The following is a 13,880-nucleotide window of genomic DNA, read 5'->3' as shown; positions in this document are numbered from 1 at the left end:
CGCCATCCAATACCATCCGTACAGCGCGTTCGCGGACTTCTGGTGAATACTTGTTCGTTGTCTTTGTCATGATGCTCCATCCTACTCATGAGTTGGAGCCTCCGGCAAACCCGGCGCGGTTCAGCTGGCAACATTCTGGAAGAGCTGGCGGGCGTACTAAGCCGATAGAGGTGTGCCCCAATCTCCAAGGCGCCCGGAAAGCCCGGGTTTGTCTCAGTACAAGGCTGCGGATCGCCTGCAGTCTAATATGGAGACAATCATGACCAAACCCATCACTAAGCGCGCACAGCTTACCAAACTGATCAGCCGCAAGTCAGGCGCAACGATTGAGACGCTGCAAAAGCAGCTTGCCTGGCAACCACATACCATCCGGGCAGAGATCTCACGGCTGCGCAAAGGTGGGCTGGCAATTGACTGCAGCGCATCAGCCAAAGGCTCTCTCTATCAAGCCAAACCAGTCGAGGAGGGCGCATGATGCCCAACCTTCCTCTGGAGTTTATTGACATCGCTAGGTCGGACAAGGAGCAATGCGCTGCGGAGTGGCTGAAGCTGACCGGGACAGTTGCTGGTCGTCATCTGTCAGTGACATTCCTGCGCAAAGCACTCGCCTTCGAGTGTCAATGCAAGTAGATGGGCGGCCACGGTGCTGCAGTGAAGCAACAGCTGCGCAGTCAGGCCACCAGCAGTATCCGCAATGACGCTGCCACTACAGCCAAACCCATGTTGACGCCGGGAACCCAGCTCGTCCGTGAATGGAATGGCCGCATCTACCGGGTTCTTGTGACGGATGACGGGTTTGAGATGGACGGTCAGACTTATCGATCCCTCAGTGCCATCGCCAAGCGGATCACAGGGGCAGGGTGGAGCGGCCCGCGCTTCTTTGGCTTGAGCACAGCAAAATGAACCGCGTCCGCTGTGCCATCTATACCCGCAAGAGCTCAGAAGATGGATTGGAGCAAGACTTCAACTCGCTGGATGCACAACGCGAAGCCTGTGAGGCCTATGTTGCCAGCCAGCGTCATGAAGGCTGGGAGCTGCTGCCTGAACACTACGACGATGGCGGCATCTCCGGTGGTCATCTGGAACGCCCCGCGCTTCAGCGGTTGATGGATCAGGTTGATGCTAAGCAGATCGACCAGATCGTGGTCTACAAGATCGACCGGCTGACCAGATCGCTTGCCGACTTTGCCAAGCTTGTTGACCGGCTGGATGAAGCAGGTGCGTCGTTTGTCTCAGTCACCCAGAGCTTCAATACATCGACCAGCATGGGGCGGCTCACACTCAACGTGCTGCTCAGCTTTGCGCAGTTTGAACGGGAGGTCACAGCGGAGCGGATCCGCGACAAGATCGCGGCCTCCAAACGCAAAGGTCTTTGGATGGGTGGTAATGTGCCACTGGGATATGATCCAGACGGCAGAACATTGAAGATCAACGCGGCGGAAGCGCAAATAATCAAAACGATCTACGCCCTTTATGACAAGCATCGCACTATGAACAAGGTGCGTGAGCAAGCCGAACGTCTTGGGTTGCGATCAAAGCTGTGTCGTCTCGCGGATGGCAATCAGCGCGGCGGACATCTGTTGTCACGCGGTCAACTGCATCATATCCTGACGAACCCTATTTATGCCGGACGCATCCGGCACAAAGGACAGGTCTTTGAAGGACAGCATCCCGCGATCATTGATCCAGAGACATGGGAACGACTTCAACAACAGCTTTCAAGCAATAGCGCAAAAGAACGCAACACCAAACAGCACCGTGACACATCTCCGCTAGCTGGAAAGATCTTCGATGAGGCAGGGCAGAAGCTGACGCCCAGTCATACAAAAAAAGGCGACCGACGCTACCGCTACTACATCTCCCAAAAGCTGGTGACGGGCATGAGCCGTGCTGATGACAAGCAGCGGACATGGCGGATCCCTGCAAAGCAATTGGAAGAGCCCATTGGAGGTGTAGTGCAAAGGCACATCGGTAATCTTCGTGTTCATGTCTCAGATCAAATCATCGCAGCCGGTAAAGACATGGTCATTGACCATAACGGCGCGCTTGAGATGATCGAGTCTGTAAAGATTAAACCCGGTCTGCTGACGGTGCAGCTCGATCCAAAACAGGTACAATCCCATCTCGGGGACACGAAAGTACCCAAACCAAGCGAATTGCAGCTCAATTTACCGTTCACCGAGCGACGTCGCGGTGTCGAAATGAAGCTCGTCATTGAGGGCGATGCCACAATCGATGAACGGCTGATGCGCAACATCGCCAGTGCCAACCACTGGTACAAACGGATCAAACAGGGCGCGACCTTCGATCAGATCTCGGCCGAAACCGGGACATCCAAGCGTCGCATCCAGCAGATGATCCATCTCGCATTCCTTGCACCGGACGTTGTCCGTCAGATCACACAAGGCAAACAGCCAGCAGGTCTGACATCTGACTGGCTGCTGCGTCACGGCATGCCCGCCGAATGGGATGCGCAGCGCAAGCGCATCGGAAATCTCTAATTCCCCATCAAAGTGTATCGCGGAAAACGCAAACGCAGACTGATGCGGTTGTGTCGCTGATAAATGCGGCTGCAAACTGTCTGCTTCCGAAACGTACCTCGCAACCTCCGGAAACAACGGCACTATTTACTGGAGCTCTGCGTATCAGCGGTTTGGGGAGAAAAGCTGGCTGGGATGGTAGGATTCGAACCTACGGTACACTGTACCAAAAACAGTTGCCTTACCACTTGGCTACATCCCAGCAGCGAGGGGCGTGATACTGCGAAGGCGGGATCGGTTCAAGCCCCGTTTTGCAAAGAAATGCGCCTATTCCTTCAGACTGTCTTTACGCAACAGATCTTCCGAGATTTCTTCTTCGCGTTCGGCGTCCACGATGCGGTCCAGTGCGGCGTCCTCGCTGGCGTCCACCGTTTCAACCTGCGTGCTTTCGTGTGGCTCGGGCGGGGCCAATTTGGCTTCGCGGCTGAGGTGAATGGCTTGTGTTGCGTCGGGGATCACGATGCCTGCAGCTTGGATGGCCAGTTTGACCTGACGCAATGCCTCGCCTTTTGCACGCACGATGGATGTCTCGTTCTGATCAACCCAGCCGGTGATGACCAGTTCGACACCGGCGGGATGCAAGGCCTCAATCCATGTTTGCGCAGCAGGTTCGCTCAGGATGAAGGGCAGGTCCTGGACCGTTTTCGCCACCAAGGCGCGCGTTTCATGCAAATCTGCCTCGCGCTCAACCATCACCGAGAACATGAACCGTCGTTCGGCGTTTTGGCTGTAGTTGATGATCCGGCTTTTGAAGACGGACGCATTGGGGATTCGGATATGATTGCCGTCAAAAGACAAAAGGATTGTTGCTCGGCTGGTCAGGCGGATGACTTTTCCGATATCGCCATTGATCTCGACCGTATCATTTGGCCGGAAGGGCTGGCGGAATGAGAGCATCACCGAGGCGATGAAGTTTTCGACTGTATCGCGCACGGCAAAGCCAAGTGCGAGGCCGATGATCCCGGCAGCACCAAGGATCGTGCTGAGCAATGCCGTTGCGTTAAGGATATCAAGGGCGATGACGATGCCAAAGATCACAAAGGCGATGCGCAGAAGTTGGCGGTAAATCTCGGCGATAAAGGTGTTGGGGGCCAATCGTTCCCACGGTTGCCGCAACCGGGCCAGTGTAAAGCCGATCAGTACGACCAAGGCAAAGGCAGCCCCTGCAATCAACGCAAGCGGAAAGAAAACGATGAACTGGTCAATGCGGGACCGGAACCGTTCAATCGCAGGGTTCAGCCGTTCACCGATATCGGTCGTCTCAGTGACCTGATTGCGCACGGCAACAACCCCTTCGACCCGGCTCGCGAGCGGGTTGAGTTCATCCGCCTCAATCACGGATGTGGTCGTTCCGCGCAGGGTGACGACGCCTTCGTTCACCGTCACGGTCACATCGTTGTAGTTGCCCAGCTCGGTAAGGATTTCGCGGATGCGCAAAGCGATATCTGCGTCTTGCTGAGCTGAATTCTCGGTTGTGATCGGCCCGTTCGCGTTTTGGGCGACGGCGGGCGCTGCAAAGGTCAAAAAGAGGGCGAAGATCACAAAAAGGCGCATGACATCATTCCATTAGGCAATGATGTCTCATAGCAGGGAAAACAGCTCTGTCACACCCGCAGTGGATCGGCCTTAGCCAATGCATCGAATGCCATCAGACTTTTGATCACAGCATCCATTTGATTCAATGGAATCATGTTTGCCCCGTCCGAGGGCGCGTTATCCGGATCCTGATGCGTTTCGATAAACACCGCTGCAATACCCAGTGATACTGCCGCCCGCGCCATGACAGGTGCAAATTCGCGCTGCCCGCCTGATGATCCGCCCATACCACCGGGTTGCTGCACCGAATGAGTGGCATCCATCACAACCGGATAGCCCGTGCGCGCCATTGTTGGCAGCGACCGCATATCAGCGACCAGCGTGTTGTATCCAAAGGATGCACCGCGTTCGGTCAGCATGATGCGCTTGTTTCCGGTGCTTTCTACTTTGGACACCACGTTGGTCATGTCCCATGGGGCCAGAAACTGCCCTTTCTTGATGTTGATCACCGCGCCGGTTTCGCCTGCTGCAAGAAGCAAATCGGTCTGGCGGCAAAGGAAGGCCGGGATTTGCAGCACGTCGCACACCTCGGCAACCGGTGCGCATTGCTCTGCGGTATGAATATCGGTCACGACCGGACAACCAACCGTGTCCTTCACGGCTTGCATGATTTTAAGACCATCGTCCAAACCAGCACCACGCTTGCCTGACAGTGACGTGCGATTGCCCTTATCAAAGCTGCCTTTGAAGATGTACTGCGCGCCATGAGCGGCACAGATTTCCGCCATCTGTCCGGCAATCATCTGCGCGTGATCAACGGTTTCCAGCGCGCAAGGCCCCGACATTACCATCAGCGGATGATCATTGCTGACGGTCAGCGCGCCAATTTCAACTTTATGCATCAAGAACTTACCTGCTCGCGAAGGATCGAAGCGGTGATTGAGATCATCAGATAGATGCCTGAAAGGATCAAAAACGCCAGGATCGTGTTTTCAAATGCGCGGGGATAGGTGGCCTGATCAGGTATCACCGGCCGCACGCTTTGCGATAGGTAGCGGACCTGACGGTTGGCTTCAATGCGGGCAGTTTCCATTTGGGTCAGTGCCTGCTGTACCATCGCGGTCTGGAAGGTGTAGTTTTCCTCGGCCGTGCGCAGTTGCGTGTTACGGGCGGCAAGAGAGCCTTCAAGACTGTCGCCGCCCGTCAATAGCGCACGTTGCTCTTGAATGGCTTCGTCAATGTTGGCGATTTGGGCGCGTAATGATTGCACCTGCACTTGGCTTGGCCGATCGACGTTCAAGCGTGATTGCAACACAAGCTCAAGCCGCTGCTTCTCGGTTTCCAGAGAATTGATCTGGCCCATGCGCGCCGTTGTCTCACTGGTCGAATCAATCTGGTCAAAGTCTTCCTGAATGGCCAACCATACCGCCAAGGCATCGGCGCGTCGTTGCTCGGCCTCTTCATAACTTTGCAACGCGCCGCGCATCTGGTCTTCGCGCAGACGCCCGGTCAATTGGTCAACCTGTTCCTCAGCATAGCCGATCAACGCCTCAGAGAATTCAAAACTGCGCACCGGGTCTGCCGCGATCACTTCCATGCGGATCAGGCCCTCCGTCGGATCATAGCTGATCTTGACGTGATCGGAATAAAGGCCAAACGCCTGTTCATTCGTGGCGTTTTCCTCAAGCCGCTGGATGGCATCAATGGACGGATCGCTAAAGTGTTCCTTGAAATTGTAATCAGCGTCCAATCGCAGCATCGCTTCGCGCGAGGCAAGATAGGATTGCACGGCAATGCTGTCCTGCTGGGTGGCCATCGAGGTGCCTTGGAACAGTGTTGCGAGGCCCTGCGGGCCGCCGCCTTGTGGTTGGGCCTGCTGGATCACGATTTCAGAGTTTGTCGCGTACATCGGGGTCGCGATATTGTAAAAGTACCAGCCAATGAGGAACGTGGGCAGAAAGATAAAGACCGACAGGCGTGTCCACAAAAGCGCGAGTTTGCGTTTGCGCCGATTGGCAATGTCGCGCTGAATCTGGCGGATTTCGGCGGCGTTGCGGTTCAGCGCATCCTGATTATTGGTGCTGGGCAGTGAAATAACTTCGTCGGCAGTGGTATCCGGCAGCAGGATGCGCCCCCGTTTGCCCGGCACTTTTGCGCCATCGGGTTTGACCAGCTCAAGCACAGAACTGCGCTGAAACGGATCAATCCCTGCTGCACGCAACTGGCGCACAGCATCATAGTCTGATGACGCCTCAAACCCGTTCTTCAGCGCAACGCGGCGCGCCATGCGCAATTGGCGGCCCGTCAGCCCTTCTTTGCTGATGGCCGCGATTTGTTCGGCCTGTGAAGGCTCTTTGGGATCGTCAACAGCTTCAGCGGTCACAGTCGGCGCCTCGCCGTCCTGTTTGCGCCGGATGCGAAACTTTTTAACCTTGGGTCTGGTAGTCATAAAGCACTCTCGCCTCTTCCAAGGTGTCAAACATATGCAGTTGCCCATTTTTGAGCACAGCTGCGGATTTCACAAGCCGTTCCAGCACGCCGGGCTGATGCGATACGATGATCACAGTCGCTTTTTCCAGTCGTTCGCGCAGGATTTCGCCTGCTTTACGATTGAATTCAACATCCGTTGATCCGGGCATGCCTTCGTCGATCAGATACATATCAAAATCCAGCGCAAGCAAGAGCGCAAAGGAAAATCGTGCCCGCATTCCGGTTGAATAGGTGCCGACAGGCATATCAAAGTATTCTTCCAGCCCGCACAGCCATCTGCAAAACGCTTCGACATAGTCAGGGTCAAGCCCGTAGATTCGGGCGATGAACCGGCAGTTTTCCATTGCGGAAAGCGTGTTTTCGACCCCACCCATAAAGCCCAGCGGAAAAGATACGCGGCAACTGCGCCGGATCGTGCCCTCATCCGGCTTTTCAAGCCCCGACATCATGTTGATCAGTGTCGTCTTACCGGTCCCGTTGGGTGCAAGAATACCCAAGGAATTCCCCAGCTCCACGCGGAAAGACGCGCGATCAAGGATGACCTTGCGCTGTGTGCCTGTCCAAAACGATTTGCTGACTTCGGCAAATTCTAGCATTTTGATCCTGTTTATGGCCGTGCCTGACGACCTGCGCTCTCTAACATCAATAGGTTAACATGACTGCTCCGGTTTCCATACAGCGACATTGCGGCATGAATACAGCGACAATCCTGTGATCTGCGCGATGCGGGCTCGCTATGCTTGGCTTGGGCGTCAGATCAGGTGCTATACGCGATCCAAGCGAACCTGACATGTGAGACCAAATGCCTCTCCAGGATGAAATTACGCGCTGCCGCCTGTGTGCCGACCGTTTTGCAGCCACGGCAACACAGCATCAACCGCGCCCGGTGGTTTGGTTTGACAACGCCCCGCGTATTTTGATCGCGGGGCAGGCGCCAGGGTTGCGTGTACATGAAAGTGGCCGTCCGTTCACGGATCGGTCCGGTGATCGGCTGCGGGACTGGTTGGGGATGGATGCGACCACCTTTTATGACCGGACACAGGTTGCGATTGTACCAATGGCGTTTTGCTTTCCCGGCTATGACGCCAAAGGGTCTGACTTGCCGCCGCCGCCGTTGTGTCAGGCCACATGGCATGACCGGGTGATGGCGGCCATCGGTGATGTTCCGCTGACCGTTCTGGTCGGTGCCTATGCCCATCGCTGGCATCTGGACCAAAGCGCCGGTGTAACCGCGACCGTGCAGGGCTGGCGCGACCTTGCACCGCGCGTCTTTCCCTTGCCTCATCCATCATGGCGCAATACCGGATGGTTGAAGAAAAATCCGTGGTTTGAGGCTGATGTTCTACCTCAACTACGTTTGGCTGTGAAAGATGCGCTGAAATGACCGACCTTGACCAAGCCCATGCTGCAATGGAAGCCGCCCCCGAAAATGATGCGGCGCGCTTACGGTTCTATGAACGGCTCGCGGATACCGAGCTGTTCATGCTGCTCGGCGCTGAAGCGGACGGCGATCAGATCACGCCCGAACTGTTCGAGATCGAAGATCAGAACTTCACACTCGTGTTTGATCGCGAAGAGCGGCTGTCGCAGTTTGTGGGCCGTGTCGCGCCCTATGCCGGTGTTCCCGGCCGCGCACTGGCCAATATGCTGGCGGGGCAGGGGATTGGGTTGGCGCTGAACTTGGAGGTCGCTCCGTCCGCAATGCTGATCCCGGCAGAGGCTGTGGACTGGCTGGTTGCAACCCTGTCGCATGGTCCAGATGAGACAGAAGCGCGGTTGACCGAAGTCTCCGCACCTGGTGGATTGCCAGAGGTTGTTGTATCCGGCCTTGATCGCAAACTTGCCATTGCGGCGGGGTTGGCACGCTTTGCCTATCTGGCGGCGGCCACTTATGAAGACCGCGCGCGCGGGCATGTGTTGGCCTTTGTCGATGCAGTCGAAGGCGCAGAAAAGGCACTGGCGTCTGCCGCGAGCGAGGCGCTGACGTTTTCGGGCATTGAGGCCGGTGTCATGGACGTCCTGTTCGTGCGGGCAAGTGATCCGCTCGCGGCGCATCTGGCCAAGGTCGGCTTGCGGTTCGATCTACCCGAGCCAGAGGTGCCGCAAGTTCCGGGCGCACCCGGCATGGACCCCGAAAAGCCACCAAAGCTGCGTTAGTTGTGAAACGTCAGATATGTTTGACCCTTATGTCAAAATACTGTCTCAGCGTTAGAGCAAGCGGCAAAGCAGCCATCAACGGAAAGCGAAGCGAAGGTTTGGGGTGAGCCCAATACGTCCTCAGGATTTCTTTGCTGCGTGCGCTCGCTGCGTCTGAGATGAAATTGGCGCAATAGTCTTGGTGCTGCTGCGTAGCAGAAGGACCGGTTATTCATGCAGACCGGGGCGTGGATCAGACTCCGATTGCGGACAAAACGGTCATGGCTCTATCCCACATGTCCGCCTTTCACGGCAGCCGAGTCCGCCGGAGATAATCTCGATAGCGCTCTCGGCGACTGTCAGCGGGCCGCAAGACGCAGGTTGTACAGTAAGCGGCATCTTTGCGAGGAGAGGTGTAGTATCGGCAGCAGCCGCCGCGGATGCGCATCCAGTCACCGATATTGGGGCTTTCCGGCAGGTCAATCCACTCAAAGTCGGTTTGCTTGTTGAAGAGTTTTGATCCGCGATCCCGCAGAACAGTGCGCCCATGATCAATGGCTGGTTCAGCCTGACCCATCGCGCGCCCTTGTTCCAGAAAGGCGTAGGCGAGGCTGTCGGACACCAGTCGCCAAAGGGCCGACCGCGACAGCCCACTGACCCGGCGCAGCGTTTCAATCAGCGGTTCATGCAGCTGCTCTAATGTCGCGGCAAATCCGTGGGTTGCTGGCACGTCGACAAAAGCCATCGCAGCTTCATTGATGGTCAGGTCAAATGCGAGGCTCACCCCTTTTTCGCCATCATCTTCCCAATGCACAAACCGCTCGGACAGGCTGATGGCATCTGGTTTTGCCGCAGCAAGCCAAAGCCCGCGCAGGGCCAGACCTGCAAGGGGTTCGCAGATACTCCATGACACTGTTCCAATCAGGTATGCGGCCGCGAGTTTTGCGTCCCCGCCCGGTTCATCAAGAATTGCATCCGCCATCAGGCGACGCGCGCAATCGTCTGTCACGTCCGACAGTGACAGGCTGGCCGCAGAGGAATTGTCCAGCCTGAGAACAGGAGAGAACGCGCCCTCCAGCGGCGTGAGATTCGCCAATAGATCATGGAGGACGCGCGGCATCTGGCTTACTCGACAACGAGATCGCGATTGATACCGTCCTGTCCGATCACCGCTGCGAAAGCACGCGCCGCATCCAGAACGGCCCCCCAAGAGGTGCCGTAGACGGATTTGCTATCAACGGCGAAAACCTGACCCGCCTTTGCCACTTCGGTCGCTTGCACCACAGGATTGGCCATGAATTCAGCGACGGCAGGATCCATTGACCCAACCTGATCATCGGCATTGGCGATCAGGATCATGATGTCGGACGGGTTGTTCCCCAAGATCTCGACCGACAGTGGCACCCAATCGTCAATCGTTTGCTCATAGGGTGTTCTGACAATCTCCAAGGCAGGTATGGCAAGGCTGAGAGACTGCTTGTTCGGCACACCCGAGATCGTGTTGTCCCAGTATCCGACGAAAGAGACAGTCGTTTGAGGCAGGACATCGTCAATCTCTTGCCGGATTGTCGCGATTTCCGTTTCGAATTGGGCCTGAAGGGCCGCAGCCTCGTCCATACGGCCCACCGCGTCAGCGAATTGCAGCAAGGTTGCGTCCATCGGCTGACTGAACATGTCGATAATGATGGTTGGCGCGATGCGGCTGTAGGTTTCATAGGCGCCTTCGGGCCAAGGGGTTGCGATGATCAGGTCAGGGGCAAGCGCGGCAACGGCTTCGGCATCAGGTTCCCGGTATGATCCGATGAAAGCGACGTCCGTCGCATCAAAGCCGCGCAAACTGCGGAACACGGGACCAGCGTCGGTGATATGGCCCGCGCTGCCAACGGGTGTAACACCCAGTTCCAACAGCGGCAAAAGTCCGTTTTGGTCTTGCAGGGTGACGATGCGTTCCGGGTTCACGGGAATACAATCTTCACCGGCTGCATGGGTGAACGCGCGAAAGCCGTCCGCGCAATCAAGTGCTGCGGCAGGGGTTGCGGTGACTAAGATGAAAATGGTGATCTTGATCAGGGTTTTCATTGGGCAGTCCTTCCTTTTGTCAAAAATGGTGCGTTATTCTGGAACTTCTGTCGCCGTATCGCCGTCAATTGCGGCGTTGATCCTTGGTTCAAGCTGCTCAAGCGCAAAGGGCAGGCTGAGCAGGGAGCCATGGCTGAACGCTGCCGTCAGAGCATTGTCTGTGAACACTTCGCGTCCCTCCTGGAACGCCGTGAGCGCCGGACGCAAGGCAAGGCCTTCGATCTTGTTGCGTTGGCTTTGGCTGCCATCGGTGACCCAAATCAGAACGTCGGCATCAATGATGTCCAGTTCTTCCTCTGAAAACGTAAGGGCAAACTCCCCGCTTGGCGTGGCATCTGTGACTTGGTCAGGGACACGAAACCCTAGGTTGGATAGCAATAAGGGTCGAATATCGTTGCCTGCGTAGACGCCAAGCGTTTCGTTCCAATAATATGCGACAGCGGCAGTCAGACCTTGCCATTCAGGGTTGCGCGCCGCCATCGCGGCAATATCTGCGCGCAGGTCAGCGACCAGCAATTCTGCCTCTTCCAACTTGCCCGTTGCTTCGCCAGCGATCAGCGCAAGCTGATCCCACGACAAAGCATAATCGCCCACGCCTTTCGGCACAGCCACAACGGGTGCAATCTTGGACAGTTGGTCATACTCATCCGGGGTGATGCCCGACCAGATGGCCAGGATGACATCGGGTTCAGATGTCGCGATCTGCTCAAAGTTCAGATCGCCCCGCAGGACCTCCGGGTTGGATGACAGCAACGATTGTGCCCAAGGCCATAGCCCGTTTTCGGCATCGCCATACCAGTACCGGATCGCGACGGGCTGAATACCAAGGGCCAGCAGGTTATCCGCACCGTTATAGTCCACACTGGCCACACGCGTCGGCGCCGCCTCGATGATTGTGGTGCCGAACTTATGCTCGATTGTCAGAGGGTATTGCTGCGCAAAAGCAGGCGATACCGTTATCACCAGCGTCGCCAAAACTAACCTGAGATGTTTCAAAGCGCGTCCTTTCGCATCGGTGCATGATGCTGGCTTGCCCCGGACCGAGGCTGGCTTGCACTTTTGATCAGTTGTAATTCAGAGGGTTTCCCATTGTGCCGATCAGCAACATCGTCGTGGCGAAGAATGCGTCAGACGACCAGCTTGCGGCCTCGACAATGGGTACCGGGATCACCCGTCCTTCTTGACAGGCGGTGAGCGCCGCGCACCAGGACGGGAGCAATGCATCCATATTGGCAATGGCGTCCGCAGGCGTCTCCCCGTTCTGGTTGGCGTAGGAAAGAAACACCCAGTCCGCATCAAATTGCTCCAACACTTCGGCTGAGAATGTGTCGGACTGCCCTTCGGCAATGGCGTTGATAATGTCGGGCGCATCAATACCCGCATCGCGCAGAATTTGGCCAAGCCCGGGCCAGGTGTGAAACGCATAGAGTTCCCCATCGCCGGGGATCAAGATGGATGCGGTTGTTCCTTCGGGCACCACGCTGCGCAATGTCTCGATCTGATAGGTGTAGCGGGCTTTGACCTCTGCCAGTTCCGCTTGGGTCCCGGTGATATCGGCAAGGTAGTCGTGGGTGGCAAAGCCCGTGCGTTCTTCGATATTGATGCTGATTGTCGGTGCAACCAGCGACAGTTTCTCAATATCCCCGTTGAACCAATCGCCCCAATGGCCGACGATAATCAAATCAGGGTTCAAGGCGGCAATCGTCTCGTAATCCATGAATTCGTAGTCGCCGATAAAGGCGACGTTGTCGGCGGTATCAAAATCAACGCCGACGTTGTTCATGCCGCCGCGAATGAAATGCGCGCCGTCGGGCAAAGTGGACCCGGTCGTGCCGACCGGAACAACCCCCAGCTCGTAAAGCGGGACGAAAATCGCCTCGTCCACTGTCGTGACAATCCGTTGCGGATCCGCCGGGATGCAAACGCTGATGTTACGGTCATCAACGAAAGCGCGTTGATCGTCGTCGCAATCGGCGGATGCTTGTGTGGCCAAAACAGCGAGGGTCGCGCCGGTGATAAGTGCATGTTTCATGAACCAAGGTTCCTTGAGGTTTTTGGAACGGCTGGGTGGCGCGATAGCTGCCTGACCGGATGGTTGGCGTTGCCTTGGCGGCTTAACCTTGCGGTGCCGCACTTGTGGCCACATTGGTGGTGATCATCTGCAACAGCATGTTCAACTGGGTGAAGGAAAACCCCGTTGCATACTCGCGTGGCAGCACGATGTAGCGGCCCTCAGTACAGGCCGTCAGAAAGCCACACCATCCGGGCACCGCATCGTTCAGGCGCAACGCGGGGTCTGCCAGCGTGTCGCCGTAGGCAATGGTGTAGGTGTCAAACAGATAGTCCGCCTCAAGTTCGGGCAGGATTTCCGCACTGACCTCTTCCCCCCAAACGACACCGCGATCAGCCATCTGCTGACCAGCAGTTCCGCGCGCAAAGCCCAGATCAGCCAGCACTTTGGTCAACCCGCCATAACCTGCATAAACTTCGAGCTTGCCCTCCCACCCCTGTATCTTGGAATAGGTGGCCCCTTGCACCTGCGGCAAAGCAAATCTTGCGCGTTCAAGGTTTGCCTCATAGATCGCAAGCTGTGCTTCATAGGTATCACTGACGCCCGCCGCATCGGCAATTCCGCGTGGAAAGGCCATCGGGTCGGTCGGCGTATCGGCGATGAAAACCGTCGGCGCGATGGTTTCATATTTTTCGCGTGCCTCCATGTCGTATTCACGACCAATGATCAGATCGGGGCTCATCGCCGCCATCGCTTCGAAATCCATCTGGTCCCATGTGCCGGCAAACCCGATCTGGCCATTGTCGAAATCAAGACCAAAGAGAAGATCGACTGAACGCATGTAAAGCTGTTCATTGTCATCCACGCGGCCATGGCTGCCGATAACAGGGGCGCCCAATTCAACAAGGGTCAGCGTGACGGATTGATCGTGTAGCCCGATGATGCGTTGCGGCAGTTCGGGAATGCAGGTTTCACCGCCTGCGTGGGCAAAGGCACGTTGGCCGTCCGCGCAATCCAGCGCCAAACCGGGCGACGCCAAACAGACAAATAGGCATGATGCGACAAGTTTCATATTCATGGTACTTCCT

15 protein-coding genes and 1 tRNA gene are annotated in these 13,880 nt (G+C 56.5%); 6 read left to right on the top strand and 10 right to left on the bottom strand.

Annotated features, from left to right (window positions below):
* The first annotated feature begins 259 nt into the window (after window positions 1-259).
* From MWU60_RS14075 to MWU60_RS14060, 4 genes are read left to right on the top strand one after another with little or no spacing between them, the layout of a single operon-like run.
* Window positions 260-475 carry a DUF3489 domain-containing protein gene (locus MWU60_RS14075; protein WP_247228003.1) on the top strand — a complete coding sequence of 72 codons (216 nt, stop codon included), beginning with the start codon at window positions 260-262 and terminating at the stop codon, window positions 473-475.
* Window positions 475-630, top strand: coding sequence for a hypothetical protein (locus MWU60_RS14070; protein ID WP_247228001.1), 156 nt, complete (start codon window positions 475-477; stop codon window positions 628-630). Before MWU60_RS14075 ends, MWU60_RS14070 begins: the two co-directional genes overlap by 1 nt.
* Window positions 631-903 (top strand): DUF2924 domain-containing protein, encoded by a 273-nt coding sequence (locus tag MWU60_RS14065; protein ID WP_281493297.1) that lies wholly within the window; start codon window positions 631-633, stop codon window positions 901-903.
* Window positions 900-2,501: a recombinase family protein gene (locus tag MWU60_RS14060; RefSeq protein WP_247227999.1), complete on the top strand. Its 1,602-nt coding sequence runs from the start codon at window positions 900-902 to the stop codon at window positions 2,499-2,501. The genes MWU60_RS14065 and MWU60_RS14060 overlap by 4 nt, the downstream gene beginning before the upstream one ends.
* 166 nt (window positions 2,502-2,667) lie before the next feature.
* On the opposite strand, the gene MWU60_RS14055 is transcribed toward MWU60_RS14060, so the two are convergent.
* From MWU60_RS14055 to MWU60_RS14035, 5 genes are all read right to left on the bottom strand, one after another.
* Window positions 2,668-2,742, bottom strand: a tRNA-Gln gene (locus MWU60_RS14055).
* A gap of 65 nt (window positions 2,743-2,807) precedes the next feature.
* The gene (locus tag MWU60_RS14050) at window positions 2,808-4,094 is read right to left on the bottom strand and encodes a mechanosensitive ion channel domain-containing protein (protein WP_247227998.1); all 1,287 of its coding nucleotides are present in this window, start codon (window positions 4,092-4,094) and stop codon (window positions 2,808-2,810) included.
* 50 nt (window positions 4,095-4,144) lie between these two features.
* Window positions 4,145-4,978, bottom strand: a complete 834-nt coding sequence (gene kdsA / locus MWU60_RS14045) for a 3-deoxy-8-phosphooctulonate synthase (protein ID WP_247227997.1) — start codon at window positions 4,976-4,978, stop codon at window positions 4,145-4,147.
* Complete coding sequence (locus MWU60_RS14040) at window positions 4,978-6,525, bottom strand: capsule biosynthesis protein (protein ID WP_247227996.1); 1,548 nt, start codon at window positions 6,523-6,525, stop codon at window positions 4,978-4,980. Before MWU60_RS14040 ends, kdsA begins: the two co-directional genes overlap by 1 nt.
* Complete coding sequence (locus MWU60_RS14035) at window positions 6,503-7,162, bottom strand: ATP-binding cassette domain-containing protein (RefSeq protein ID WP_247227995.1); 660 nt, start codon at window positions 7,160-7,162, stop codon at window positions 6,503-6,505. The genes MWU60_RS14040 and MWU60_RS14035 overlap by 23 nt, the downstream gene beginning before the upstream one ends.
* Window positions 7,163-7,368: 206 nt before the next feature.
* Between MWU60_RS14035 and MWU60_RS14030 the strand changes: the two genes are divergently transcribed.
* Window positions 7,369-7,950: a uracil-DNA glycosylase family protein gene (locus tag MWU60_RS14030; RefSeq protein WP_247227994.1), complete on the top strand. Its 582-nt coding sequence runs from the start codon at window positions 7,369-7,371 to the stop codon at window positions 7,948-7,950.
* Window positions 7,947-8,723 carry an SseB family protein gene (locus MWU60_RS14025; protein WP_247227993.1) on the top strand — a complete coding sequence of 259 codons (777 nt, stop codon included), beginning with the start codon at window positions 7,947-7,949 and terminating at the stop codon, window positions 8,721-8,723. The genes MWU60_RS14030 and MWU60_RS14025 overlap by 4 nt, the downstream gene beginning before the upstream one ends.
* Window positions 8,724-9,009: 286 nt before the next feature.
* Here MWU60_RS14025 and MWU60_RS14020 read toward each other — a convergent pair whose 3' ends face one another.
* The 5 genes from MWU60_RS14020 to MWU60_RS14000 form a co-directional block, all read right to left on the bottom strand.
* Window positions 9,010-9,822: a (2Fe-2S)-binding protein gene (locus MWU60_RS14020; RefSeq protein ID WP_247227992.1), complete on the bottom strand. Its 813-nt coding sequence runs from the start codon at window positions 9,820-9,822 to the stop codon at window positions 9,010-9,012.
* 5 nt (window positions 9,823-9,827) lie between these two features.
* Window positions 9,828-10,781, bottom strand: coding sequence for an ABC transporter substrate-binding protein (locus tag MWU60_RS14015; protein WP_247227991.1), 954 nt, complete (start codon window positions 10,779-10,781; stop codon window positions 9,828-9,830).
* A 33-nt stretch (window positions 10,782-10,814) separates the two neighbouring features.
* Entirely contained in the window at window positions 10,815-11,777 is a 963-nt protein-coding gene (locus MWU60_RS14010; RefSeq protein ID WP_247227990.1) for an ABC transporter substrate-binding protein, read from the bottom strand.
* Between the two features lie 67 nt (window positions 11,778-11,844).
* Window positions 11,845-12,813, bottom strand: coding sequence for an ABC transporter substrate-binding protein (locus MWU60_RS14005; RefSeq protein WP_247227989.1), 969 nt, complete (start codon window positions 12,811-12,813; stop codon window positions 11,845-11,847).
* An 82-nt stretch (window positions 12,814-12,895) separates the two neighbouring features.
* Complete coding sequence (locus MWU60_RS14000; protein ID WP_247227988.1) at window positions 12,896-13,870, bottom strand: ABC transporter substrate-binding protein; 975 nt, start codon at window positions 13,868-13,870, stop codon at window positions 12,896-12,898.
* Window positions 13,871-13,880: the final 10 nt, after the last annotated feature.

The sequence above is a fragment of the Yoonia sp. F2084L genome, assembly GCF_023015625.1.
Classification (GTDB): domain Bacteria; phylum Pseudomonadota; class Alphaproteobacteria; order Rhodobacterales; family Rhodobacteraceae; genus Yoonia.
The sequence above is the reverse complement of the archived record's forward strand: the minus strand, read 5'-3'. Positions and strand labels throughout refer to the sequence as shown.